This is a genomic window from Actinomadura fibrosa, assembly GCF_900659615.1.
Lineage (GTDB): Bacteria > Actinomycetota > Actinomycetes > Streptosporangiales > Streptosporangiaceae > Spirillospora > Spirillospora fibrosa.
Map to the genome: position 1 here is coordinate 40,447 of NZ_CAACUY010000023.1, position 25,265 is coordinate 65,711.

18 protein-coding genes and 1 tRNA gene are annotated in these 25,265 nt (G+C 71.4%); 15 read left to right on the forward strand and 4 right to left on the reverse strand.

The features are described 5' to 3' along the window. Positions 1 to 18 precede the first annotated feature (18 nt). The 10 genes from E1300_RS11640 to E1300_RS11685 all read left to right on the forward strand — a co-directional run bounded on the left by E1300_RS11640 (position 19) and on the right by E1300_RS11685 (position 14,109). Positions 19 to 513, forward strand: a complete 495-nt coding sequence (locus E1300_RS11640; protein WP_131756972.1) for a vitamin K epoxide reductase family protein — start codon at positions 19 to 21, stop codon at positions 511 to 513. Between the two features lie 56 nt (positions 514 to 569). Further along, positions 570 to 1,346 (forward strand): DsbA family protein, encoded by a 777-nt coding sequence (locus E1300_RS11645; RefSeq protein WP_131756973.1) that lies wholly within the window; start codon positions 570 to 572, stop codon positions 1,344 to 1,346. 215 nt (positions 1,347 to 1,561) lie between these two features. After that, the gene (locus tag E1300_RS11650; RefSeq protein WP_131756974.1) at positions 1,562 to 2,281 is read left to right on the forward strand and encodes a DsbA family protein; all 720 of its coding nucleotides are present in this window, start codon (positions 1,562 to 1,564) and stop codon (positions 2,279 to 2,281) included. Positions 2,282 to 2,418: 137 nt separating this feature from the next. Next, positions 2,419 to 3,885, forward strand: coding sequence for a prolipoprotein diacylglyceryl transferase (gene lgt / locus E1300_RS11655; RefSeq protein WP_131756975.1), 1,467 nt, complete (start codon positions 2,419 to 2,421; stop codon positions 3,883 to 3,885). A gap of 29 nt (positions 3,886 to 3,914) precedes the next feature. Then, a complete protein-coding gene (locus E1300_RS11660; RefSeq protein ID WP_131756976.1) occupies positions 3,915 to 4,631 on the forward strand; it encodes a VIT1/CCC1 transporter family protein in 717 nt (238 codons plus the stop codon). 71 nt (positions 4,632 to 4,702) lie between these two features. After that, complete coding sequence (locus E1300_RS49970; protein ID WP_165502799.1) at positions 4,703 to 5,506, forward strand: hypothetical protein; 804 nt, start codon at positions 4,703 to 4,705, stop codon at positions 5,504 to 5,506. A gap of 52 nt (positions 5,507 to 5,558) precedes the next feature. Beyond that, a complete protein-coding gene (locus tag E1300_RS11670; RefSeq protein ID WP_131756977.1) occupies positions 5,559 to 7,037 on the forward strand; it encodes a hypothetical protein in 1,479 nt (492 codons plus the stop codon). A gap of 350 nt (positions 7,038 to 7,387) precedes the next feature. After that, on the forward strand, positions 7,388 to 11,944 hold the full coding sequence (gene gltB / locus E1300_RS11675) for a glutamate synthase large subunit (RefSeq protein ID WP_131756978.1): 4,557 nt from the start codon (positions 7,388 to 7,390) through the stop codon (positions 11,942 to 11,944). 18 nt (positions 11,945 to 11,962) lie between these two features. Continuing rightward, positions 11,963 to 13,426 (forward strand): glutamate synthase subunit beta, encoded by a 1,464-nt coding sequence (locus E1300_RS11680; protein ID WP_131756979.1) that lies wholly within the window; start codon positions 11,963 to 11,965, stop codon positions 13,424 to 13,426. A gap of 107 nt (positions 13,427 to 13,533) precedes the next feature. Continuing rightward, positions 13,534 to 14,109, forward strand: coding sequence for a GNAT family N-acetyltransferase (locus E1300_RS11685; protein ID WP_131756980.1), 576 nt, complete (start codon positions 13,534 to 13,536; stop codon positions 14,107 to 14,109). A gap of 186 nt (positions 14,110 to 14,295) precedes the next feature. On the opposite strand, the gene E1300_RS11690 is transcribed toward E1300_RS11685, so the two are convergent. After that, entirely contained in the window at positions 14,296 to 15,726 is a 1,431-nt protein-coding gene (locus tag E1300_RS11690; protein ID WP_131756981.1) for a pyridoxal phosphate-dependent decarboxylase family protein, read from the reverse strand. A gap of 1,045 nt (positions 15,727 to 16,771) precedes the next feature. Then, on the reverse strand, positions 16,772 to 17,491 hold the full coding sequence (locus E1300_RS11695; protein ID WP_131756982.1) for a helix-turn-helix domain-containing protein: 720 nt from the start codon (positions 17,489 to 17,491) through the stop codon (positions 16,772 to 16,774). Positions 17,492 to 17,558: 67 nt separating this feature from the next. Here E1300_RS11695 and E1300_RS11700 point away from each other — a divergent pair, with 67 nt between their 5' ends. The 3 genes from E1300_RS11700 (at position 17,559) to E1300_RS49975 (ending at position 21,900) form a co-directional block, all read left to right on the forward strand. Further along, the gene (locus E1300_RS11700) at positions 17,559 to 18,113 is read left to right on the forward strand and encodes a type 1 glutamine amidotransferase domain-containing protein (RefSeq protein WP_131756983.1); all 555 of its coding nucleotides are present in this window, start codon (positions 17,559 to 17,561) and stop codon (positions 18,111 to 18,113) included. Between the two features lie 108 nt (positions 18,114 to 18,221). After that, on the forward strand, positions 18,222 to 19,652 hold the full coding sequence (pyk, locus tag E1300_RS11705) for a pyruvate kinase (protein ID WP_131756984.1): 1,431 nt from the start codon (positions 18,222 to 18,224) through the stop codon (positions 19,650 to 19,652). A gap of 2,077 nt (positions 19,653 to 21,729) precedes the next feature. Continuing rightward, entirely contained in the window at positions 21,730 to 21,900 is a 171-nt protein-coding gene (locus tag E1300_RS49975; protein ID WP_165502800.1) for a hypothetical protein, read from the forward strand. Between the two features lie 37 nt (positions 21,901 to 21,937). Here the strand turns inward: E1300_RS49975 and E1300_RS11715 are convergent, their stop codons facing one another. Together E1300_RS11715 and E1300_RS11720 are read right to left on the reverse strand one after the other, a co-directional pair. Next, entirely contained in the window at positions 21,938 to 22,720 is a 783-nt protein-coding gene (locus E1300_RS11715; RefSeq protein ID WP_131756986.1) for a helix-turn-helix domain-containing protein, read from the reverse strand. A gap of 145 nt (positions 22,721 to 22,865) precedes the next feature. Continuing rightward, positions 22,866 to 22,939, reverse strand: a tRNA-Leu gene (locus E1300_RS11720). Between the two features lie 97 nt (positions 22,940 to 23,036). Here E1300_RS11720 and E1300_RS11725 point away from each other — a divergent pair. Continuing rightward, entirely contained in the window at positions 23,037 to 23,723 is a 687-nt protein-coding gene (locus E1300_RS11725; protein WP_370784725.1) for an ANTAR domain-containing response regulator, read from the forward strand. Positions 23,724 to 24,039: 316 nt separating this feature from the next. Next, on the forward strand, positions 24,040 to 25,209 hold the full coding sequence (locus tag E1300_RS11730; protein ID WP_242619088.1) for a branched-chain amino acid ABC transporter substrate-binding protein: 1,170 nt from the start codon (positions 24,040 to 24,042) through the stop codon (positions 25,207 to 25,209). Positions 25,210 to 25,265 lie beyond the last annotated feature (56 nt).

A 25,265-nucleotide genomic window follows, 5' to 3' on the forward strand; every position in this document is an offset into this window, starting at 1 on the left:
GGTCCTGGAGGGATTCCGATGACGCAAGAGACGAAGGCCCGGGAACGGGGCGCGGCGGCCGCGCCGCCGCCGCTGCCGCCGCTGTGGTTCCAGGCGGCCGCGTGGATCCTGACCCTGGCCGGGCTCGGGATCTCGGTCTACCTGACGGTCGCGCACTACGACGACGACGCGCTGGTGTGCTCGGCGTCGGCCACCGTGGACTGCCACGCCGTCACCACCAGCAAGTACTCCGAGCTGCTCGGCGTCCCGATGCCGCTGCTCGGGCTGGCGTTCTTCGTCGCGTTCGCCGCGCTGATCACGCCGTGGGCGCTGCGGTCGACGTGGCCGCCGCTGCGCTGGGGACGGATCGCGAGCACGTCCGTGGGCGTGCTGATGGTCGTCTACCTCGTCACCGTCGAACTGGCGATCCTGCACAAGATCTGCCTGTGGTGCACCGGGGTCCACGTCGTCACTATCCTGCTCTTCATCCTCGTTCTGTTCGACGAGTTCCGGCGGATCGGTCAGGTCGACTAGTCCCGCCGGGCCCGCGCCGCGCGACGGTGGCGCGGCACCCACGCATAGGAGAACCAATGAGCAAGGCCGCACGAGAGCGGTCCGCGAGGGACCGCCTGGCCGCGGAGCGCAAGCGGCAGGCGGCGCGGGAGAGGCAGCGGCGGCTGCTCGCCATCGTCATCGGGTCCGTGGTCGCGGTGGCGGCGGTCGTCGTGGCCACCGTCCTGATCATGAACCAGCGGGAGAAGAACGGGAAGGCCGAGGTCCACCAGGGCGCGCTCGCCCCGCTCAGCCGCGAGGCCGACGGCTCCATCGTCATGGCCAAGGCGGGCGTGACCAAGCCGGTGCTGGAGATCTTCGAGGACTTCCAGTGCCCGATCTGCAAGCAGTTCGAGGAGTCCAGCGGCTCGACCGTCGAGCAGCTCGCCGCCGAGGGCAAGGTGAAGGTCGTCTACCGGCCGTTCCACCTGTTCGGCCAGCAGAAGGACCCCGTCAGGATCAACTCGCTGCGGTCGGCCGAGGCGGCGCTCTGCGTCCCCGCCGACAAGTGGATCTCCTACCACGACGCGCTCTTCAAGTTCCAGCCCGCCGAGGGCACCAAGGGCTTCTCGCCCGACGACCTCGTCAAGTGGGGCAAGGACGTCGGCGTCACCGACCCGAACTTCGAGAAGTGCGTCCGGGACGAGCAGAAGAAGTCCCAGGTCGACTCCATGACCAAGTACGCCCTGGAGACCCGGAAGGTCGAGGGCACGCCCACCGTGTTCCTGGACGGCCAGGCGCTCGACCTCCAGAGCCAGCTCATGAGCCCCGACGGCCTGAAGGCGGCCGTCACCGCGGCCGGGGCCGGCAAGTGACCGGCTGAGCGGCCCCCGAGCATCCCGGCGCCGCGCCGTTCCGCCCTGGAACGGCGCGGCGCCGCCGTCCTCGCCGCCGGACGCTCGTACGCTGCTCGCAAGCAGGTGACGGGCCGATCGGGGGATCGATGAAGAGGGCCGGAGGGCACCATGCCGCGGGGCGGCGGGGCGGGCGGAAGCGGGCACGGAAGGAGCGCGCGGCACGGCACGCGCTCATGATCGGCATCGGGGCCGTCACGGCGGCCGCGGCCGGTGTCGCGATGGTCGTCGTCGTGGCCGCGCGGCACGGCGGCGAGCGGACCGTCGGCGCCTACGACGGCGCCCTCGCGCCCGCCGTGCGGCAGCGGGACGGGTCGGTCGCCATGGCCGCCGCCGGGGTCGCCAAGCCCGTCCTGGAGCTGTACGAGGACTTCCAGTGCCCCGCCTGCCTGTCCTTGGAGGAGCGGCAGGGCGGCACGATCAAGGAGCTCGCCGCGCAGGGCAAGGCCCGCGTCGTGTACCGGCCGTTCCAGCTCTTCCAGCAGGAACCGCTGATGTCGAACTCGCGGCGTGCCGCGAACGCCGCCGCCTGCGCGCCCGCCGGGCGCTGGGTCGCCTACCACGACAAGCTCTACGCCAACCAGCCCGAGGAGGGCACCGTCGGCTTCACCACCCCGGACCTGATCCGGTGGGCCGCCGAGGTCGGCATCCGGGACGCCGCGTTCGGCGCGTGCGTCCGCCAGTACCAGCGCATGAAGGCCGTCGACCAGGCGTCCGCGCACGCGGGCCGCGCGGGCGTCAACGCCACCCCGTACCTCGCGCTCAACGGCGCGAAGGTCGGCGACGAGGCGCTCGACTCGCCGGACGCCCTGAAGGAGGCCGTCGCGGACGCCGCCGCCGGCCGTCCGGTGCCGCGCCGCACCGCCATCACCGGCACCCTGTCCGCGCGGCACTGACGGCGCCGTCCGGGCCCCGCGGGACGCGCTCCTGACGTCCCGCGGCGGTCTCGGACGGATGTCCGCCGGGTGGCGATCCGGGGTCCTTGGCGGGGACGCGCGCCCGGCGCCCGCCGGAGGCGGTAACGTCAACGCCCATGCAGCCGCTCGCCTCCATCCCGAGTCCCTCGCAGGGCGTCTGGCACCTCGGGTTCATCCCGATCCGCGCCTACGCCATCATGATCATCATTGGCATCGTCGTCGCGGTCTGGCTCGGCGAGCGGCGGTGGGCCGCCAAGGGCGGCACACCCGGCGTGATCATCGACGTGGCGGTGTGGGCCGTGCCGTTCGGCCTGGTCGGCGGCCGCCTCTACCATGTGATCACCGACTACCAGCGCTACTTCGGCGAGCACGGCGACCCGGAGCGGGCCCTGGAGATCTGGCAGGGCGGCCTCGGCATCTGGGGCGCCGTCGTGCTCGGCGCGGTCGGCGCGGTGATCGGCTGCCGCCGCCGCGGGATCTCGGTGCTCGCCCTCGGCGACGCCGTCGCCCCCGGCATCGCCCTCGCCCAGGCCATCGGCCGGTGGGGCAACTACTGGAACCAGGAGCTGTACGGTCGTCCGCTGGACGCCTTCTGGGCCATCAGGATCGACCGCGACAACCGCCCGCGGCTGCCCGACGACGGCGGCCTGGCCCCGCTCGACCCCAAGTACGCCGACGTCGCGACCTACCACCCGACGTTCCTGTACGAGTCGCTGTGGTGCATCGGCGTCGCCGTCCTCGTCATCTGGGCCGACCGCCGCTTCAAGCTCACGCACGGCCGCGCGTTCGCCCTCTACGTCGCCGCCTACACGGTCGGCCGTTTCTGGATCGAGGCGCTCCGCATCGACGAGGCGCACCACTTCCTCGGCCTGCGGCTCAACGACTGGACCTCGATCATCGTGTTCGCCGGCGCGGTCGCCTACCTCTACCTGGCCCGCAACCGCACCGGCCCCGAGGACGTCAAGGCCCGCTTCCCGGGGGCCGCGAGAGGCGACAAGCCCGCCGAGCCCGTCCCCGCGGGCCTCGGCCCGTCCGCGACCGAGGCCACGGCGGCGAAGGACACCGAACCCGCGACCGGGGACGCGCCGGAGTCGACCAAGGATTCCGAGCCGTCGGAAGCCCCTGAGCCGTCGAAGGCCCCCGAGGCGCCGGAGGAGGCGGGAGCTTCGCAGGAGGCCGAGGAGTCGGGGGAGGGGACGTCCGCGCCCGAGCTCGGCAAGAAGGCCGACGCGAAGGAGGCCGAGACCGTCGACGACGTCCCGGCGCCCGTCGCGGACACGCCCGAGAACGAGCCGGAGCCCGCGGGGGAACCCGCCGCCGAGCCGGAACCCGCCGAGGACACGCCGGAGAAGCCCGTCCCAGCCGCCGAGACCGAGCCCGCAGAGCGTGAAGCGGAGCCGGAGACCGAGGCGGAAGCGAAGCCCGGAGCGGACGAGCCGGTGCCCGCGACGTCGGCGGACGACGCGGCGAAGGGCGACCCCGGAGACGAGCGGAACCACGCCGACGTGCAGAATGACGGCGACGGGACCGCCGACGCCTCCGGGCGCGCCGGCAAGGGGGAGCCCGTCACGGACGGGAAGTAGGAGGGGCCGTCGTCGGCCGGGCAGGTGAAGTGACGAGCGAGCAGACCGAATCGGCGGAGCACCACCATCGCCACCGCGACGTCAGCGGGGGCTGGCTGCGCCCCGCCGTGTTCGGCGCGATGGACGGCCTCGTCTCCAACTTCGCGCTGATCGCGGGCATCGCGGGCGGGCAGGCGAGCCAGAAGGTCATCCTGCTCGCGGGCCTCGCCGGGCTCGCCGCGGGCGCGTTCTCGATGGCGGCCGGGGAGTACATCTCGGTCGCCTCGCAGAGCGAGCTGGCGCGCGCGGAGATCGAGGTCGAGCGGCTGGAGCTGATCCGGCACCCGGTGGCCGAGCAGCGGGAGCTGGCGCAGGTCTTCGAGGCCCGCGGCGTGGACGCCGAGACGGCCGCGGAGGTCGCCCGGCAGCTCTCGCGCGACCCGGACGAGGCCCTGGAGGTGCACGCCCGCGAGGAGCTGGGCGTCTCCCCGGCGGACCTCCCGTCCCCGGTCGTCGCGGCCGGCTCGTCGTTCCTGTCGTTCTCCGTCGGCGCGCTCCTGCCCGTCCTGCCCTACCTGCTGGGCGCCACGAACCTGTGGCCCGCGGCGGGCCTGGCGGCCCTCGGCCTGTTCCTCGCGGGCGCGATCGTGTCCCGGGTCACGACCCGGGCGTGGTGGTACGGCGGGCTCCGCCAGCTGGCCTTCGGCGCCGCCGCCGCGGCGATCACCTACGGGGTCGGCGCGCTGATCGGCACCAACGGGTTGTGACCCCGCAATAAACGCCTCAAAACCCCCTTTTGGGGGCCGCGGGTGCGGCGGGGGCGCTAAGCTCCCGAGTCGTGATCGAGGCTCGTGACACAGGCTCCCCCGAGGCGCCCCGGACCGGTGCCGGGCGGGACTTCTGGCCGGCGGACGACCAGCCCGCCCGCAAGCGCCCCAGCCCGAAACTGCTCTACGGCGCCGTGGCCGCCGTGGTCGTGGTGGTGATCGCCGTCGTGGCGGCGGTCGTGCTGTCCGGCGGCGGCGGTGACGAGAAGAAGGCCGCGAACAAGAACGTCCTGCCGACGGCCTACACGCCCGACTTCAGCGGCGAGGGCTTCAGCAGGCTCGCCACGCGCACCGCGGACCCGCGCCCCATCACGGAGGGGGAGGCGCTGTCCGGCGACGCCAAGACCCTCACGTCCGCCAAGTACACGCTGAACCTGGCGGCCTCGAACCTCACCGGCGACTGCAAGAGCGTCACGTGGGGCGCCCGCCTCCAGGGCGACCTGCAGAAGTACGGCTGCTCGCAGATCCTGCGCGGCGCCTACGTGAGCGGCGACAAGAAGTTCGTCGGGCAGTTCATCGTGGTCAACCTCGCGACCGAGGAAGGGGTCAAGCAGATCCAGCGCGACCTCGACCGCGCGACCGGCGCCGGATGGATCGAGCCGCTCAACCCGCCGGGGGTGCCCGCGTTCGGCTCCGGCTTCAGCGCCGCCTACGCCAAGACCTACGGCCACTACGCCGTGATCACGTGGGTGGAGCGGGCCGGCGGCGCCCAGCCCGCCTCGCTGAACGAGATGATCGACGTGAGCCTCGTCGTCGAGAAGCCCGCCGACTTCGTGTGGGGACGCCTCGACCTCGCCGGCGGGAAGCAGCGGTGAACCGGCCGGGAACGGACGCCGCACCGGCCCGCGGGCAGTAGTCTGCGCCGTCGTGGACGCCGATGAACCGGGCCGCCGCAAGGGCGGCCCCCGCCGCACCCCGGCGAGCCGGACCGGCCGCCAGCCCGCCCAGCGCAGGACGCTGGGCCGCCCGGCCGCGCCGCGCCGCGCCGGGTCGTCCGGCGGACCCCGCCCGGAACGTTCCGGACGCCGGTCCCGGCCCGCGCCTCCCCAGGCCGAGCCCGTCCAGTACGACGAACCCGGCTACGACGCGACCGGATACGAGTCGGCTGGTTACGGGACGCCCGGGTACGAGGCAGGCGGGTACGACGCGACCGGGTACGGCGACGCCGGATACGGCGATCAGGGCTACCAGGACCCGCAATATCAGGACGCCCCGTACGCCGGTGCCCCAACGCCGGCACAGCCTTACCAAGACCCGGGTTACTCGGGCGGCGGCTACCAAGACGCCAGGTATCAGGACGCCGGGTACCAGGAGGCTGGCTACCAGGACGCCGGGTATCAGGGTGGCGAGTATCCCGAGGTCGCCTACGAGGAGTCCGGTGCGGCGGACGTCCAGCCTGCGAAGCGGGCCCCGGGGCGCAAGGGGAAGGCTCAGCAGCGGGGTAAGGGTGGAGCGGTCCGCAAGGGTGCCAAGGCGCCTCAGCAACGTCCCGCCAAGAAGGGCCGGGGCGGCGTCGTCAAGCCGCCCGCCGCGTCCACCGCGCCCCCTCCGCCCGCGGCGGCTCCAGTGCCTGGGAGTCGTCCTGCCGGACGGGCCGGAAAGGCGCTCGCCGGGCCGAAACTGTATTTCGGCGCCGCGGGAGCGCTCGGCGCGGTCGTGACCATCGGGTTGGCCGCCGTGGCCGTCCTCGGCGGTGGCGGAGACGATCAGCAGGGGCGCCGGGCCCCCGCCGCGCCGCCCGCCGGCGCCGCCGCGACCGGCCCGTCGCCCGCGTCCTACTCCAGCTCGGGGTCGTCCGCCGCCTACGCGGCCATCGCGGCGCGGACCTCGGACGCGGCGCCGCTGACCGAGGCGGAGGCGTTCCCCGAGTCGGCGTCGAGCGTGTCCGTCCCGGACGGGTCCGGGAAGCTGACGCTGCGGGCCAAGAAGCTGGACCGCGACTGCTCGGCGGCCGTGTGGGGCGCCACCGTGGCGGCCGACCTGGCCAAGGGCGGCTGCACGCAGGCGGCCCGGACCCTCTACGCCGACACGAAGCGGGGCTACGGGCTGGCGGTCGCGGTGTTCAACCTGGCGGGCTCGGCCGACGCCGACCGGTTCGTGGAGACCCTCGACCAGAGCCGCGGCGGCGGTTTCGTCCGGCCGCTGAGCGCGCCCGCGCCGCTCGCCTCGTTCGGGCAGGGCTTCGGGATGGCCCGCGGCCTGGCGGAGGGCCACTACGCGGTGGTCGCCTGGGCGCAGCGCCTCGACGGCCGCGGCGACGAGACCGACGAGACGCTGCTGTCGCTGCTGATCGAGGGCGGGAAGGCCCCCGCCGTCCTCGGCCGCGCCGCCGGCGCCGGGCACTGACTCCGCCGGGCACTGACCGCGCCGGAAGCTGACCGCGCCGGACGCTGACTCCCGGCGCTGACCCCGGCCGAGGCCGGTTCCGGGCGCGTTTACGGACCGCCGGGTAAACATCGGGTCCCGGTGACGATCCTCACCGAGGTCAGGGCGATATGCCCTGGACATGGGCCGGTATCCTGGTCTAAACCACTCAGGGATGACTTGCGGCGACCGGTACGGAGTAAGTTTCGCGATCCGGTGCGACCGGGCATGATCCCGGCAGTGATGTAATGTCATCTCACCGCAGCAGGGCCAACGTCGTCCCGGGACTGCACTGACATCGAAGCAGTGACACGACGACGACGGGAGGGTTGATGGCTGCTGCTGCCCTCACGCCGGGCCGCCCCCGCCCCCAGGGGCTGTACGACCCGGCTAACGAGCACGACGCGTGCGGCGTCGGCATTGTCGCCGACCTGCATGGACGCAAGAGCCACGACATCGTCCAGAACGCCCTGACCGTCCTGAAGAATCTGGACCACCGCGGCGCGGTGGGCGCGGAGCCGGACGACGGCGACGGCGTCGGCATCCTCGTCCAGATCCCGGACGCGTTCTTCCGCGAGGTCCTCGACTTCACGCTTCCCGAGGCGGGCGCGTACGCCGCCGGGATCGCCTTCCTGCCCGTGGACGGCGACGAGCGCGCCGCCGCGGTCGCCCGGGTCGAGACGCTGTGCGTCGAGGAGGGCCTGACGGTCCTCGGCTGGCGCGAGCTCCCGCACGACCCGCGCTTCACCGGTCCCGCCGCCCGGCGGGTCATGCCGCACTTCGCCCAGCTGTTCGTGGCGCCCGCCGCGGGCGGCCCCCACGACGGCCTGACGGGCCTGGAGCTCGACCGCGCCGTGTTCTGCATGCGCGAGCGCGCCGAGCAGGACGTCGACGTCTACTTCCCGAGCCTGTCCAGCCGGACGCTCGTCTACAAGGGCATGCTGACGACGCCGCAGCTGGAGCCGTTCTTCCCCGACCTGTCGGACCGCCGGTTCACCAGCGCGATCGCGCTCGTCCACTCGCGGTTCTCGACGAACACGTTCCCCGCCTGGGAGCTGGCCCACCCGTACCGGTTCATCGCCCACAACGGTGAGATCAACACGGTGAAGGGCAACCGGAACTGGATGCGGGCCCGCGAGGCGCTGCTGAAGTCCGACGTGATCCCGGGCGACATCTCCCGCATCTTCCCGGTGATCGACATCGAGGCGAGCGACACGGCGTCGTTCGACGAGTGCCTGGAGCTGCTGCACCTCGGCGGGCGGTCGCTGCCGCACGCGGTGCTGATGATGATCCCCGAGGCGTGGGAGAACCACACCGAGATGGACCCGGAGCGCCGGGCCTTCTACGAGTTCCACTCGACCCTCATGGAGGCGTGGGACGGCCCCGCGAGCGTCAGCTTCACCGACGGCACGCTCGCCGGCGCCGTCCTGGACCGCAACGGCCTGCGCCCCGGCCGCTACTGGGTGACCGACGACGGCCTGGTCGTGCTGGCCAGCGAGGCCGGCGTGCTCGACATCCCGGCGGACAAGGTCGTCCGGAAGGGCCGGCTCCAGCCCGGCAAGATCTTCCTGGTGGACACCGCGGCCGGCCGGATCGTCGAGGACGACGAGGTCAAGGCCGAGCTGGCCGCCGAGCACCCGTACGGGCAGTGGCTGCACGAGGGCCTCGTCCGGTTCGAGGAGCTGCCGCAGCGCGAGCGGGAGATCCCGACGCACGAGACGCTGGTCAAGCGGCAGCAGACGTTCGGGTACACGCTCGAAGAGCAGCGGATCATCCTGACGCCGATGGCCAGGACCGGCGCCGAGCCGATCGGGTCGATGGGCACCGACACGCCGATCGCGGTGCTGTCGGAGCGGCCGCGGCTGCTGTTCGACTACTTCAAGCAGCTGTTCGCGCAGGTCACGAACCCGCCGCTGGACGCGATCCGGGAGGAGCTCGTCACCTCCCTCCAGTCGACGCTCGGTCCCGAGGGCAACCTGCTCCAGCCGGGCCCGGACTCGTGCCGGCGGCTGGTGCTGCCGACCCCGATCCTCGACAACGACGAGCTCTCCAAGATCATCCACATCGACGACGAGGGCTCGCTGCCGCACCTCCAGGCGTACGTCGTGCACGGCCTGTACGACGTCGCCGGCGGGGGAGAGGCCCTGGAGGCGCGCCTCGAAGAGATCAACTCCGAGGTGAGCCGGGCCATCGAGGCCGGCGCGCGGATCATCGTGCTGTCGGACCGCGGGGCGGACTCGGCCCGCGCGGCGATCCCGTCGCTGCTGCTGACCGGCTCCGTCCACCACCACCTGATCCGGGAGAAGGCCCGCACCCGCGTCGGCCTCGTGATCGAGACCGGCGAGGCCCGCGAGTGCCACCACATGGCGCTGCTCATCGGGTACGGCGCGTCCGCGATCAACCCCTACCTCGCCATCGAGACCGTCGAGGACCTCGTCCGCGGCGGCGTGATCGAGGGCCTGGAGCCGGCGAAGGCCGTCCGGAACCTCGTGAAGGCGTACGGCAAAGGCGTCCTGAAGGTCATGTCGAAGATGGGCGTGTCCACGGTCGCGTCCTACACCGGCGCGCAGATCTTCGAGGCGATCGGCCTCGGCGAGCAGGTCGTCGGCCGCTGCTTCACCGGCACCACGTCCCGGCTCGGCGGCGTCGGCTTCGACGTGCTGGCCCGCGAGGTCGCCGAGCGGCACGCGCGCGCCTACCCGCCCGGCGGCAACGAGGCGGCGCACCGCACGCTGGAGATCGGCGGCGAGTACCAGTGGCGCCGCGAGGGCGAGCCGCACCTGTTCAACCCCGAGACGGTGTTCAAGCTCCAGCACGCCACCCGCACCCGCCGGTACGAGATCTTCAAGGAGTACACCGCCAAGGTCGACGCGCAGGCGGAGAAGCTCATGACCCTGCGCGGGCTGTTCCGGCTCCGCGAGGGCGACCGCGCGCCCGTGCCGATCGACGAGGTCGAGCCCGTATCGGAGATCGTCAAGCGGTTCTCCACCGGCGCGATGTCCTACGGGTCCATCTCGGCCGAGGCGCACGAGACCCTCGCGATCGCGATGAACCGCCTCGGCGGCAAGTCCAACACCGGCGAGGGCGGCGAGGACCCGCGGCGCTTCACCCCCGACGAGAACGGCGACCTGCGCCGCAGCGCGATCAAGCAGGTGGCGTCGGGACGGTTCGGCGTGACGTCGGAGTACCTCACGAACTCCGACGACATCCAGATCAAGATGGCGCAGGGCGCCAAGCCCGGCGAGGGCGGGCAGCTGCCCGGCCACAAGGTCTACCCGTGGATCGCCAAGACCCGGCACTCCACCCCGGGCGTGGGCCTGATCTCGCCGCCGCCGCACCACGACATCTACTCGATCGAGGACCTGGCGCAGCTCATCCACGACCTGAAGAACGCCAACCCCGCGGCGCGCGTGCACGTCAAGCTCGTCGCCGAGGTCGGCGTCGGCACGGTCGCGGCCGGGGTGTCCAAGGCGCACGCCGACGTGGTGCTGATCTCCGGGCACGACGGCGGCACCGGCGCGTCCCCGCTCACCTCCCTCAAGCACGCCGGCGCGCCCTGGGAGCTCGGCCTCGCCGAGACCCAGCAGACGCTGCTGCTCAACGGGCTCCGCGACCGCATCGTCGTGCAGACCGACGGGCAGATGAAGACCGGCCGGGACGTCGTGGTCGCCGCGCTGCTCGGCGCCGAGGAGTACGGCTTCGCGACCGCGCCGCTCGTGGTGTCGGGCTGCATCATGATGCGGGTCTGCCACCTCGACACCTGCCCGGTCGGCGTCGCGACGCAGAACCCCGTCCTGCGGGAGCGGTTCTCCGGCAAGCCCGAGTTCGTCGTCAACTTCTTCGAGTTCGTCGCCGAGGAGGTCCGCGAGTACCTGGCGGCCCTCGGCTTCCGCTCGCTGGACGAGGCGATCGGGCACGTCGAGATGCTCGACACCCGCGACGCCGTGGACCACTGGAAGGCGTCCGGGCTGGACCTCGGCCCGATCCTGCACACCCCCGAGCTGACCGCGGGCGCGGCCCTGCGCCGCGTCACCGTCCAGGACCACGGGCTCGCGAAGGCCCTGGACAACACGCTGATCCAGCTCGCCGAGGGCGCCCTCGCGTTCGGCGACAAGGTGAAACTCGACCTGCCGATCCGCAACGTCAACCGGACCGTCGGCACCATGCTCGGCCACGAGGTGACCAAGAAGTGGGGCGGCGAGGGCCTGCCCGACGACACGATCGACGTCACCTTCACCGGCTCGGCGGGCAACTCGTTCGGCGCGTTCGTGCCGCGCGGCGTCACCCTCCGGCTCGTCGGCGACGCCAACGACTACGTCGGCAAGGGCCTGTCGGGCGGTCGGCTGACGCTGCGCCCGCCCGCGGACGCGGCGTTCACCGCCGAGGACCAGATCATCGGCGGCAACGTCATCCTGTACGGCGCCACCTCGGGCGAGCTGTTCGCCCGCGGCGTCGTCGGCGAGCGGTTCTGCGTCCGCAACTCCGGCGCGACCGCCGTCGTCGAGGGCGTCGGCGACCACGCCTGCGAGTACATGACCGGCGGCCGCGCGATCATCCTCGGCCGGACGGGCCGCAACCTCGCGGCCGGGATGTCGGGCGGCGTCGCCTACGTCCTGGACCTCGTCCCCGAGCGGGTCAACGGCGAGATGGTCGACCTGGAGCCGCTCGACGAGGCCGACGCGGCGTTCGTCCGGTCGCTGGTCGAGCGGCACCTCGCCGAGACCGGCTCCGAGGTCGCCGGGCGGCTGCTCGGCGACTGGGACGCCGCCGCCGGCCGCTTCACCAAGATCATGCCGCGCGACTACCGGCGCGTCCTGGAGGCCATGGCGAAGGCCGAGGCCGAGGGACGCGACGTCGACGAGGCCGTCATGGCCGCGGCGCAGGGCTGAGAGAGGGGGACATCCCACATGGCTGACCCGAAGGGTTTCCTGACCGTACCGCGGGAGCTCCCGAAGCGCCGCCCGGTCGACGTGCGCATCCGGAGCTGGTCCGAGGTCTACGAGGACTTCGGCAAGGACCGGCTGGAGAAGCAGGCGAGCCGCTGCATGGACTGCGGCATCCCGTTCTGCCACCAGGGCTGCCCGCTCGGCAACCTCATCCCCGAGTGGAACGACCTCGTCTACCGCAAGGACTGGCACGAGGCCATCGAGCGGCTCCACGCCACCAACAACTTCCCGGAGTTCACCGGGAGGCTGTGCCCCGCCCCGTGCGAGAGCGCCTGCGTCCTCGGCATCAACCAGGACCCGGTGACGATCAAGCGGGTCGAGGTCGAGATCATCGACCGGGCGTTCGCCGAGGGCTGGGTGCGCCCGCAGCCGCCCGCGGTCAAGACCGGCAAGAGGGTCGCGGTCGTCGGCTCCGGGCCCGCCGGCCTCGCCGCCGCCCAGCAGCTCACCCGCGCCGGGCACGACGTCAAGGTGTACGAGCGCGCCGACCGCATCGGCGGGCTCCTCCGCTACGGCATTCCCGAGTTCAAGATGGAGAAGCGGCACCTCGACCGGCGCCTCGCCCAGATGCGCGCCGAGGGCACCGAGTTCAAGACCTCGGTCAACGTCGGCGTCGACATCACCGTGGACGAGCTCCGCGAGGGCCACGACGCCGTCGTCCTCGCCGGCGGCGCCACCGCCTGGCGTGACCTGCCCATCCCGGGCCGCGAGCTCAAGGGCGTCTACCAGGCGATGGAGTACCTGCCCCCGTCCAACAAGGTGCAGGAGGGCGACTACACCGAGTCGCCCATCTCCGCCGCGGGCAAGCACGTCGTCGTCATCGGCGGCGGCGACACCGGCGCCGACTGCATCGGCACCGCGATCCGGCAGGGCGCCGCCTCCGTCACCCAGCTGGAGATCATGCCGCGCCCGCCGGAGAACCGCTCCGACGCCCAGCCGTGGCCGACCTACCCGATCCTGTTCAAGATGGAGAGTGCCCACGAGGAGCTCGCCGAGCAGGGCGGCGACCGCCTCTACGCGGTCTCCACCACCGAGTTCCTCGGCGACGAGGACGGCAACGTCCGCGCCCTGAGGCTCGTGGAGGTCGGCGGCCCCGAGACCCGCTTCGCGCCCGTCGAGGGCACCGAGCGGGAGATCCCGGCCGAGCTGGTCACCCTCGCCATGGGCTTCCTCGGCCCGCAGCGCGAGGGCCTCCTGGACGAGCTCGGCGTCGAGCTCGACCAGCGCGGCAACGTCGTCCGCGACAAGGACTACGCCACCTCCGTGGACGGCGTCTTCGCCGCCGGCGACATGGGCCGCGGCCAGTCGCTGATCGTCTGGGCCATCGCCGAGGGCCGCGCCGCGGCGCACGGCGTCGACCGGTACCTGTCCGGGCAGACTGCCCTGCCGTACCCGATTCCGCCCACCGCGCGTCCGATAGCCTGATCCGCGATCATTGTCCGCCGTGCCTCCGGTGTCCGCCGGAGGCGCGGCGGCGTCGTGTGACGCGCCGAGCCGGGCGCCGCGCGAACGCGCCGTGGACAGGGGACCCCATGCCGACCCGCCAGACCGAGGTGACCCACTGGTACCTGGAGCAGCTCAGCCCCGCCGAGCTGCGCCCGGCCAAGGCGCCCGACATCCGGTTCGACATCGTCCGGGCCGAGATCCCGAGCCCGGAGTTCGGCCGCTTCCTCTACACCGCCGTCGGCGGCGACTGGTACTGGACCGACCGCCTCGCCTGGTCCTACGACCAGTGGCGCAACTGGCTCTCCCGCCCCGGCCTCGAAACCTGGGTCGGCTACGTCCGCGGCACCCCCGCCGGCTACGTCGAACTCGACCCGCAACCAGACGGCGTCGTTGAGATCACCTGCTTCGGCCTGCTGCGCCCCTTCATCGGCCGCGGCCTCGGCGGCCACCTCCTCACCATCGGCACGTCCCGCGCCTGGGACCTCGCCACCCGCTGCCCCGACCGCAAACCCACCGAACGCGTCTGGCTCAGCACCTGCTCCAACGACGGCCCCGCCGCCCTGAAGAACTACCAGGCCCGCGGCTTCCGCGTCTACGACGTCACGACCACGACGGGCGTCCTGCCCCACACCCCGCCAGGCCCATGGCCGAATAGTTTGTAAGCCCTTGGCGTCGGGCCTTGGAGGCCCTCCTTCAACGGGCTTACGGCGATCGCTAGCATCGCTCCGGCTCGCCTGGCGGCTCACTGCGCGATCAAGTTCTCGCTCCGCTCGAACTTGGCTTCGCACGCGATCGCAACGTTCCGGTCGGCGATCATTGAGGTACCCACTGCTTCTTGGTTGCGCGATTCATGTTCGCGTCAGGGTGGCGCCTAGCTCGCGCAGCACCTCGACCAAGCGCTCCACGTCCGTCTCCGTCGTGCGCCAGTTGAGCGCCGTGGGACGGAACGCCCGCATGCCGCGGTAGAGCGACGTCCCTGCGTACACGCGCCCATCGGCTACCAGCGCCTCCCCGAGCCGGGCGTTCAGACCGTCGAGCCGCTCCTCGGGAACACCCTCCGGCCGGTACCTGAAGCACACCACGCACAACTGGACGGGCGCCAGCAGCTCCAGGTCCGGAGCCCGCTCGACGAGCGCGCCCAGGTGCGCCGCCACATCGAGATGGCGCTCCACCATCGCCCGGTACCCCTCCCGCCCGTACGCGCGCAGCGACGCCCAGATCGGCAGCGCCCGCGCCCGCCGCGACGACTCCACCCCCAACTCGTTGTAATTGACGCGCTCACCGTCCCCCGCGGTCAGGTACGCCGCCCCCCACGACCCGAACGCGCCCCTCAACAGCTCCGGATCCCGCACGAACGAGAAGCCGCTCTCCTGCGGCACGTTCAGCCACTTGTGCCCGTCCGCCGTCACCGAATCGGCACGCTCCACACCCCGCACCAGATGCGCCGTCCGCGGGGACAGCGCCGCGAACAGCCCGAACGCGCCGTCCACGTGCAACCACGCGCCATGCCGCTCCGCCAGGTCCGCGAGCTCCTCCACCGGGTCCGAATCGCCCGCGTTCACCTCCCCGACGTTCGCGACGATCACCGCCGGACCGCCCGCCTCCGCCAGCGCCGCGTCCATCCCGGCCAGATCCACCCGCCCCGCGTCGTCCCGCTCGAAGGTGCGCAGCGTGTCGCGCCCGCACCCCAAGATCTGCAGCGCCTTACGGGTACTGGCATGCACCAGCCCGCTGCTGAACACCGGCATCGGCGGCAACCCCGCAAGGCCCCGCGCCGCCACGTCCACCCCGTGCCGCTCCGCCCACCACTGCCGCGCACACGCCAGCCCCGTCACATGCGCCACCGTCGCGCTCGGCGTCAGCACCCCGCCGAACCCCGCGGGCAGCCCGAACAGCTCCTTCAACCAGCCCAGCACCACCGTCTCCGCACGGCTCGCCAGCGGCGACGCCAACCACAACCCGGCATTCTGGTCCAGCAGCGACGCCACCCAGTCACCCGCCATCGCCGCCGGCGTCGCCCCTCCCACCACCAGGTGGAAGAACCGCGGCCCGGACGAATGCGTGGCCGCCCCCGTCCCCACCCTGATCAGCCGCTCCACCCCGCCGAGCGTCCCGTCCCCCCGCTCCGGCAGCGGCCCGCCGAGCTCGTCCAGCAGCCCGTCCATCGCCCGATCATGCACCGGACGCTCCTGAAGCCCGTCCAGATAAGGCCGAGCCGCCAGCGCCACGAGATCGAGCGCGTCGGCCGCGAGGTCGCGTTCATACAGGGGATCGCTCATGCCGACAGGAGATCACGGCATCGTCCCAGGCAAAAGGATCATGCCGGACGGACCTCCCGCGGCCCCCGACGTGACACGGGCCACGACCGCACCCCTTGTGGCGGACGGAACGGTCGGCTAGCTTCGCGGCCAGAGTCAAGGTTCTCCCGTAAACCCGACACGGGACACCGAGGGCCCGGTCACCCACCGCTGGGGTGGCCGGGCCCACCCGTGTTTATTGCAATGCCCTCGGCGTCGGGCCTTGGCGGCCCTCCTTCAACGGGCATTGCGGCGATCGCTGGCATCGCTCCGGCTCGCCTGGCGGCTCACTGCGCGATCAAGTTCTCGCTCCGCTCGCACTTGGCTCCGCACGCGATCGCAACGCCTCCCCGGTGTTCCCGTCCAAACAACGCCCCTCCGGGCTCACACGGCACGCGCCCTCGAACCGCGTCCCGGGCTGCTTTCGCGTGAACGACACCCTGTGGGCCCATCCAGGGCCGGCACGCGCCCTCGAACCGCGTCGCGGGGTGCGTGCGCGTGAAGGGCGCCCTGTGGGCCCGTCCAGGGCCCGGCAGGCGCTCTCTCGAACCGCGTCGGGGGGCGCTCCCGCGTGAACAACGCCCTGTCGGCCTGTCCAGGGCCCGGCAGGCGCTCTCTCGAACCGCGTCGCGGGGCGCTCCCGCGTGAACGACACCCTGTGGGCCTGTCCAGGGCCCGGCAGGCGCTCTCTCGAACCGCGTCGCGGGTGCTTCCGCGTGAACGGCGCCCTGCGGCCTCGGCAGGGCATGACACATGCGATTGCACCGCGTCCCCAGGTGTTTCCGCGCGGACAGTGCCTGCGGGCTGGCCTTGGGGGATGGCGCGCCAACGCAGCGCGTCCCGGATTAGTTCTAAGTGGTCAGTGTCCGGCGGGCTTGGGCATGGCTCTGCATGCGCTCAGAGCGCTTCCGGGGGCGAGTTGTGGGGGAGTGGGGGCTTGGGGCCCGGGCTGGTTTTGCTCGACGTGGCCAGGGACGGGGGCAGGGAGGGAGTGCGTGGGGGAGGGGGAGTGAGGGAGGGGGAGGGGTCAGCACAGGGCTCGGATGGGTTCGCCGGCGAGGTCGCGGACTTCGTGGGCCATGTGGGCTTGGTCTGCGTAGCCGGCCGTGTAGGCGACGCCGGCTAGCGGCTCGCCGGCTCGGGCTAGACGCAGGGCTCGCTGGAAGCGCAGGACGCGCTGCAAGGTCTTCGGGCCGTATCCGAACGCGGCCACGGCTCGGCGTCGCAGTTGGCGCTCGCCCAGTCCGAGATCGTCCGCCACCCGGCGCACCGGCTCCCGTGCGAGCCCGGCCACCATCGCCGGGACGAGGGGATCCACCGGCCCGGTCGCCGCGGCGTGTCCGGCCAGTGCCGCTACCAGCGCGTCCGCCCGCTTCTCGGGGGCACTCGTCGCCAGGGAGGACTCCAGTACCTCCGCGTCTGCGCCCCAAAGCTCCCGCAAGGGCACCCGCGCGTCCCGGACGGCATCTGCCGGGAACCCCAGTACCGGCGGCGCCGCGCCCGGACGGAACCGCACCCCCGCCATGGACGAACCGGGAAGCAGCAGCGCTGGATTCGGGCCCGTGTCGGGGCCCGCCACGAGGATCTCCCCGTCCCACCAGATGAGGTCAACGCAGCCGTCCGGCACCACACGCTGGACGTACGGCTCCGCGCCGTCAGGGAGCGCCGCCGTCCACGAGCACACCACGCCCGGAGCGCCTAGAACGGGCGTCTCGCGGTAGTTGGTGGTGTTCACGACTTCCTGCATACCACCCCAAACCGTGGGCAGAGGGCCTACGGAAGTCAAAGCCCCGAAAATGCCAGGAGGTCACCAGATGTCCACCGATCTGCAGAGCAAGACGATCGCCTTCCTCTGCGCGCCCGAGGGCACCGAGCAGGTGGAGCTCACCGAGCCGTGGAAGGCCGTGGAGCAGGCCGGCGGCAACCCGCGCCTCGTCTCGACCGAGTCCGGCCGCCTCCAGGCCTTCAACCACCTCGACAAGGGCGACACCTTCCCGGTCGACACCACCGTCGACGTCTCCGGCCCCGACGAGTTCGACGCGCTGGTGCTGCCCGGCGGCGTCGCCAACCCGGACTTCCTTCGCATGCAGCCCAACGCGGTCGCCTTCGTCAAGGCGTTCTTCGACGCCGGCAAGCCCGTCGCCGCGATCTGCCACGCCCCGTGGACGCTCATCGAGGCCGACGTCGTCCGCGGCCGGACCGTGACGTCCTGGCCGAGCCTCCAGACCGACCTCCGCAACGCCGGTGCCACCTGGGTGGACGAGGAGGTGCGGATCTGCGAGGGCGGCCCCAACGTCCTCGTCACCAGCCGCAAGCCGGACGACCTCAAGGCCTTCTGCCAGGCGGCCGTCCAGGCGTTCAAAGGCTAGGCGGCCACTTGTGGTCTAGACCTCTGAGCTAGACCAATCGGTGAACTCCAGGCGACCGCATCCTGCGCGAATAACCGTACCGACGGGTAACTAAGTACCGTTGTGCACGTGACCCGTCGAGCGAAGATTGTCAGCACCATCGGTCCCGCCTGCTCGAGCGCCGAGCAGATCAACGCCCTCGTGGAGGCGGGCATCGACGTAGCCCGCCTCAACATGTCCCACGGCGAGCACGCCGTCCACGAGGAGGTCTACCACCGGATCCGCGCCGCCGCCGAGAGCACCGGCCGCGGCGTCGGCATCCTCGCGGACCTGCAGGGCCCCAAGATCCGCATCGGGCGGTTCCCCGACGGCCCCGTACGCCTCACCCTCGGCGACGAGTTCACCATCACGACGGACGACGTCCCGGGCAGCCGCAGGGAGGTCTCCACGACCTACCAGGGCCTGCCCGGCGACGTCAGCGCCGGCGACACCGTCCTCATCGACGACGGCCGCGTCGCCCTCCGCGTCACCGAGGTCGAGGGCCCCCGCGTCCACACCACCGTCACCGTCGGCGGCATGGTGTCCGACAACAAGGGCCTCAACCTGCCCGGCGTCCCCGTCAGCGTGCCCGCCCTCACCGAGAAGGACGAGAAGGACCTCCGCTGGGCCCTGCGCCTCGGCGTCGACCTGGTCGCCCTCTCCTTCGTCCGGACGCCCGCAGACGCCGACATCTGCTACCAGATCATGGAAGAGGAGGGCGTCCGCGTCCCCCTCATCGGCAAGATCGAGAAGCCGCAGGCCGTCGAGCGGCTCCCCGAGATCGTCGCCGCCTTCGACGGCATCATGGTCGCCCGCGGCGACCTCGGCGTCGAACTGCCCCTCGAACAGGTCCCGATCGTCCAGAAGCGCGCGATCGAACTCTGCCGCGAGAAGGCCCGCCCGGTCATCGTCGCCACCCAGATGCTCGAATCCATGATCTCCGCGCCGCGCCCCACCCGCGCCGAGACCTCGGACGTCGCCAACGCCGTCTTCGAGGGCGCCGACGCCGTCATGCTCTCCGGCGAGACCAGCGTCGGCCAGTACCCCATCGAATCCGTCCTCACCATGAGCCGGATCGTGACCACCGCCGAGCAGGCCGTCCTGCACGCCACCCACACCCTCGACCGCATCCCCGAGACGGTCGGCGGCGCCATCGCCCGCGCGGCCGCCGAAGTCGGCGCCACCGTGGGCGCCGAAGCCCTCATCGCCTTCACGATGTCCGGCGAGACCGCCCGCCGCCTGTCCCGCTACCGGTCTCCGATCCCGCTGCTCGCCTTCACGTCCGTGCCCGCCGTCCGCGGCCGCCTCGCGCATGTCTGGGGCGTCGAGACGTTCATCGTCCCGCACGTCAACCACACCGACGACATGGTCGGCCAGGTCGAACAGGCCCTCCTGGAGATCGGCCGCTGCCAGAAGGGCGACCGCGTCGTCGTCGTCGCCGGCTCGCCCCCCGGCACCCCCGGCTCGACCAACGCGCTCCGCGTCCACAACATCGGCGACACAATCTCCATGCAGCACTAACAACCACCACCACCCGCCGCCCCGCACCCCTCCGGGGCGGCGCCCAACCCCCACAACCACACCCCACAGCCCCGCCCCCTCCCAACGCCCCACACCCCAAACAGCACCCTCCCCACGGCAGCGCGCCCCACGGCAGCGCGCCCCACGGCAGCGCGCCCCACGGCAGCGCGCCCCACGGCAGCGCGCCCCACGGCGGTGCACTCCACGGCGGCGCCCCGCTAAGGCGGCACCCTCCCCACGGCAGAGCACTCCACGGCAGCCAGCTCGCTAGGGCAGCGCGTCGTTAGGGCAGCACGGGGCCGATGGCAGCCCGCCCCTCCGACGGCGGCACATCCCCCTTCAGCACGCCCCCTTGTGGTGCCACCACTTGTGGTGCGTCCCCTTGCGGTGCGTCCCCTTGGCGGTGAGCTCTTCGTGGCGGCGCCCCCCTCCGCAGTGGCACTCCCTCCACGACGGCGCCTACGCCCACCCCACGCTCGGGCGCACAACGCCGCCCACTCCTTACGGTGCACACTTTGCGGCAGCATGCGCCCATGGCGGTGCGTGCTCCTCCGGAGCGGCGCCCGAGCTCACCCCGAGGCCGCGCATAGTTGCAGTGCCGCGCTCCTGCTGGTGCGCACTACACGGCAGCATCCATCCCACGGCAGCGGCCCCCATGACAGCCTGCCCTTGACGGCGACGCGGCCTACACAGCAGCGCGCCCCTCAAGGCAGCACACCTCCACAGCGGCGCGCTCTCCACGGCCGCACACGCCCACAACGTTGCGCATTCCTGAGGGCGCCCACCCCGCAGTAGCACGCTCCCACGGCCGTGCATCCGCAGCGTCGCGCGCTGCTGACGGCACACACTCACCGAAGTACTCCTCCGTCCAGCTCGCCCTGTACGGCAGCGTGCCCCTCAGGCGTGGCGTCCCCGCGGCGGCGCGCTCTCCAAGCCGGGCTCACCCACAGCGCCGCGCCTTCCTAACGGGGCCAACTTCACGGCAGTGTCCACCCCGTGGCAGCGCACCCTATGACAGCGTGCCCTCTATGGCGGCGCGCCCCACGGCGTCGCGGTCTCTCCAAGGCCGTGCCCGTCTACAGCGTTGCGCGTTCCTGACGGCGCACGTCCGATGGCGCACGTCCGATGGCGCACGTCCCGCAGCGCACACCCACGACAGCACGTTCCCACGGCGGCCGTGCGCACCGTAACGTCACGCGTACTCGACAGCGCACGCTCACCGCGGCACCCCTTCCGTGCAGCGCGCCCTGTACGGCAGCGCGCCCCTGACAGCGCCACGTCCCTACGGCAGCACGTCCCTACGGCACCGTGCCGCTGACAGCGGCACGTCCCTACGGCGGTGCGCTCACCTTGGCCGTGCACTTGAAGCGTCCCGCGTTTCCTCAGCGGCGGCACTCTTCGCTGCAACGGGCTCCGTGGCGGCACACTGTTCACGGTGGCATGTCTTCCACGGCCGTTTTTACCCGTAGCGTCGCGCGCTGCTGACGGCGCACATCTCACGGCGGCACCCGTCTCCGCTAGGGCGCCCTGCGCGGCGGCACGCTTCTTGGATGGTGCGTCCCGATGGCAGAGCACCTGCGCGGCGGCACGTGGCGTCAGGCGGTGGGCGCTTCAGGACGGTGGCAGTCCACGGGCCCGGGGGAGCATGGATTTCCGCTTGGCGCGCACGCTTTGATGTGGCATATCAGAGGCCCGCTCCGGACGGAGCGCAGTGCATGGCGGTTCCCCCACCACGATGGCCGTTCTATGGCGCTATGCCCGCCACGGCAGCGCTGCATCACGGTGGCGTCCCACCGCGGTGGTGGCTCCATCGCGGTGGTGGCCCCATTATGGCGGCGTGTGTCTTGGGGTGTTTGGGGCGGTGTGTGAGGCTGGACGCGGTGTCGCGTGTTCCTTGGCGGCGTGTGGCCATGGCGGCGCGCATTCGTGGTTCGGGGCATTTGCGGCGCCTGTTCGCGGTGGGGCCATGCCTCGTTGTGGGGTTAGCAGGGGATTCGGCCCCGCCTGTAGATCACCACGTGATTTCATTTGTGGCTCGCTCTGGACACCTCGTCAACCACCACCCCACCATGAGTACATGAGCGACGATCACCGGACGGACGGACCCGAGCCGGCGCGCTGGCGCAAGCTGCCGGTCCGCACGCCTCTTGAGGACCTGACGACTGGCCACGAAGTCCCGCCGACTCCTCAGGCCATCGCTGACACGAAGCCGACGCCTCTGGACGAGGCGACCCGTTATCCGATCTGACGTGAGGCGTCGCCGCGCGTTCGGGTGGACCGGCGGCTCAGTGTTTCGGTCCTACGAATTCGTCTAAGCGTGCCACCCCCTCTCGGGTCGCTACGGAGATGTTCTTCTGGTTCATCTGCGTCCACGGGACGCCGAGCCGGTCGAGTGCGTTCGTGAACAGTTGCTGGATGTCGATCGATACGTTCGTGAAGTTGTAGCGCGGATACTCGTACCAGCGATCCCCGTCCTTCAGCGGCCGTCGTATCCGGTTGGTGGTTCGGCACCCGTCCGAGTGGATCAGCCCTCGGACGAAGTCTTGGGTGCACTCATTCACGATCTCTTGTTGCCATCGCGCCAGCTCGATCTTCCGCTCGTGCTTTCGTCCGGGCCTGTGCTGCGGGAAGAGACAGGGCCAATGTTTGGAGTGGCTGTTGACCTCTGTGCAGCCGGGGCAGGGAACACGTCTCACCTTGTTCTGCGGCCGGATGGCCGAGACCGCCGCTACGCATTGCTCGATGAGGCCTGGCCAGGCGTTCGCGCAGGAGATCCTCAAAGCCCAGATCTCCTTTCGGGGCTCGCCGACAGGGCTGATGCAGCCGTCCCCCAGGTAGAGACCGAGCAGGTAGGTGTAGGCGTCGGGCGGTGCCGGCGGTTTCGGTACACCTGAGCATCGGGGGCAGTCCTGGTAGGGGCCTGCGTGGAGGGCCTGTCCTTGGACGGCCTTGAGCCGCCAGTCCCGGATCGCCCACCGCGATATGCCGGTTTGCCTGCTCGCCTCGCTGATCGTGAGACCGCGGTCGATCATGGAGAGGGCTTGTTGACGCTGCGTGTCGTTGTACATGCGGACAGTGTGTCGCGAGCCTATGACATTTCGTGTCCGGGTGGCTGCGGGCAGCGAGTTCGAGCTGGTTCGGCCTCGGCTGGATAGCGGCGCGAGAGGGTGCAGAGGGGAATGCTATGAGGGCGAATAGCCCATTGTTCTCAGGTGCCCCGAGTGGGACTCGAACCCACACTGAACGGTGTTTGAGACCGCAACCTCTGCCAATTGGGTTATCGGGGCTAATCTCCGGACGAACCGGACATCTGGTTTGCGGAGTCCTCCCGCAAGGCTGGGGGGAGGGCTGGCCGAGACCAGGGTAGCGGGTCCCGGTAGGCTCGTGCGCGTGGAGAGCGCTCGGCGAGTTGTGATCGCGGAAGACGAGGCCCTGATCCGGCTGGATCTCAAGGAGATGCTGCAGGAGGACGGCTACGAGGTCGTCGGGGAGGCCGGGGACGGCGAGACCGCCGTTCGGCTGGCCGGTGAGCTCAAGCCGGACCTCGTGATCCTCGATGTCAAGATGCCGGTCCTGGACGGGATCTCGGCGGCCGAGCGCATCTCGGCGGAGCGGATCGCGCCGGTCGTGATCCTCACGGCGTTCTCCCAGCGCGAGCTGGTGCAGCGGGCGACGGAGGCGGGGGCGATGGCCTACCTCGTCAAGCCGTTCTCCAAGACCGATCTGACGCCCGCGATCGAGATGGCCGTCAGCCGTTATACGGAGCTGCGGGCGCTGGAGGCCGAGGTCGCGGGGCTCCAGGAGCGGCTGGAGACCCGCAAGGTCGTGGATCGGGCCAAGGGGCTGCTGCAGGAGGCGCACGGCTGGACGGAGCCGGAGGCGTTCCGCTGGATCCAGAAGACGTCGATGGACCGGCGGCTGACGATGCGGGCGGTCGCGGAGGCGGTCGTGGCCGGTGCGACGGGCGGCGGGGCCGCGGGTGCCGGCGGGGCCGCAGGTGCCGGTGGGGCCGCGGGTGCCGGCGGTGGTGCGGCGGGGGACGCCGGGCAGGGGGAGTCCGCGGCCGGTTGAGTGCCGTGACGTCCGCCTCCGGCGCGTGTCCCTGCCCTGCTCATGCCCGTGTTGTCAAGGGCCGATGTGGGTGCCGGGGCTCGGACCAGTGGTCACTGTGCGTGATCGTCCCTGGCAATACGGGGGATCGGGAGAGCACGGAGCAGTAACGAAGCAATAACCCTTCCGGTCAGGGGTGCTGATCTGGCCGGGGTCGGCGGTGTACGACATAGCTGGTCCCCGGGTGACCGGTATCTCCTACGTGTGAGGTGCGGCGCCGGGGCGTGACTCGTACCCGATCCATGACCCCGGATCCGGAACTGAAAGGTTTGGCACCTTGCGGCGCAACAAGATGAGGTTCACCAGCGCTCTGGCGCTGGGTGCGGTCATGGCGCTCGGCGCCGCCGCGTGCGGCTCCGGCGACGACAGCGGTGGCGGCGACAAGCTGACGATCGCCTACGTGGGTGTCCAGACCGGCGACAACTCACCCGAGCTCGGTATCAACATCTCGAACGGCGTGAAGCTGGCGATCGACCAGTACAACGCCACGAACCCGTCCAAGAAGGTCGACTTCAAGATCTACGACACCAAGGGCGACCCGGCCGTGGCGCCCGGCCAGGTGCAGAAGGCGATCGACGACAACGTGACGGCGGTCGTCGGCCCGGTGTTCTCCGGCGAGTCGAAGGCGACCGTCCCGAGCCTGGAGGAGGCGGAGATCCCGAACATCTCCCCGTCCGCCACGGCGTCGGCGCTCGGGAAGAACAACTGGAAGTTCTGGCACCGGGTCATCTCGAACGACGACGCGCAGGGCCAGGTGGACGGCGACTTCCTCACCAAGACGCTGGCCGCGAAGAAGATCTTCGTGATCGACGACAACCAGGAGTACAGCGTCGGCCTGGCGGACAAGGTGTTCGCGACGGTGTCGGCGGCGGGCGTGACGCCGCAGCGCGACAAGATCGACCCGAAGGCGACCGACTACTCCAGCACGGTCAACAAGGTCAAGTCGGCGAAGCCGGACGCGATCTTCTTCGGCGGCTACTACAACGGCGGCGACAAGCTGCTCAAGCAGCTGCGGGACGCGGGCGTGACCGCGAAGTTCCTGTCCGACGACGGCGCGCTGGACCAGAAGCTGGTGGACGGCGCGGGCGCGAAGCAGGCGGAGGGCGCGCTGCTGTCGTGCGCCTGCCAGTCGATCAACCCGTCGGCGTCGAACCCGGCCGTGGCGAAGTTCATCGCCGACTACAAGGCGAAGTTCAGCAAGGAGCAGGGCACGTACTCCGCGGAGGGCTACGACGCGGCGACGGCGTTCCTGAACGCCTTCAAGGCGGGCAAGACCTCGCCGAAGGACGTGAACGACTACCTGAAGACGGTGAACTTCCAGGGCGTCGCGAAGCCGATCAAGTTCGAGGCGAACGGCGAGATCTCGGTGAAGACGATCTACATGTTCCAGGTCGTCAACGGCAAGCTCAAGTTCCTGGGCGACGCGGCCACGGTCAAGCCCGAGTGATCCCGGTCCTCCTTACCGCCGGAGACACGCCGGCCTGACGGCGCGGGGCGGGAGCG

What these genes read in the sequence shown, in the direction of transcription:
- E1300_RS11640 (WP_131756972.1), top strand. Translation starts at nt 19, where the DNA reads ATGACGCAAGAGACGAAGGCCCGGGAACGGGGCGCGGCGGCCGCGCCG.
- E1300_RS11645 (WP_131756973.1), top strand. Translation starts at nt 570, where the DNA reads ATGAGCAAGGCCGCACGAGAGCGGTCCGCGAGGGACCGCCTGGCCGCG.
- E1300_RS11650 (WP_131756974.1), top strand. Translation starts at nt 1,562, where the DNA reads ATGATCGGCATCGGGGCCGTCACGGCGGCCGCGGCCGGTGTCGCGATG.
- lgt (WP_131756975.1), top strand. Translation starts at nt 2,419, where the DNA reads ATGCAGCCGCTCGCCTCCATCCCGAGTCCCTCGCAGGGCGTCTGGCAC.
- gltB (WP_131756978.1), top strand. Translation starts at nt 7,388, where the DNA reads ATGGCTGCTGCTGCCCTCACGCCGGGCCGCCCCCGCCCCCAGGGGCTG.
- E1300_RS11680 (WP_131756979.1), top strand. Translation starts at nt 11,963, where the DNA reads ATGGCTGACCCGAAGGGTTTCCTGACCGTACCGCGGGAGCTCCCGAAG.
- E1300_RS11685 (WP_131756980.1), top strand. Translation starts at nt 13,534, where the DNA reads ATGCCGACCCGCCAGACCGAGGTGACCCACTGGTACCTGGAGCAGCTC.
- E1300_RS11690 (WP_131756981.1), bottom strand. Translation starts at nt 15,726, where the DNA reads ATGAGCGATCCCCTGTATGAACGCGACCTCGCGGCCGACGCGCTCGAT.
- E1300_RS11695 (WP_131756982.1), bottom strand. Translation starts at nt 17,491, where the DNA reads ATGCAGGAAGTCGTGAACACCACCAACTACCGCGAGACGCCCGTTCTA.
- E1300_RS11700 (WP_131756983.1), top strand. Translation starts at nt 17,559, where the DNA reads ATGTCCACCGATCTGCAGAGCAAGACGATCGCCTTCCTCTGCGCGCCC.
- E1300_RS49975 (WP_165502800.1), top strand. Translation starts at nt 21,730, where the DNA reads ATGAGCGACGATCACCGGACGGACGGACCCGAGCCGGCGCGCTGGCGC.
- E1300_RS11715 (WP_131756986.1), bottom strand. Translation starts at nt 22,720, where the DNA reads ATGTACAACGACACGCAGCGTCAACAAGCCCTCTCCATGATCGACCGC.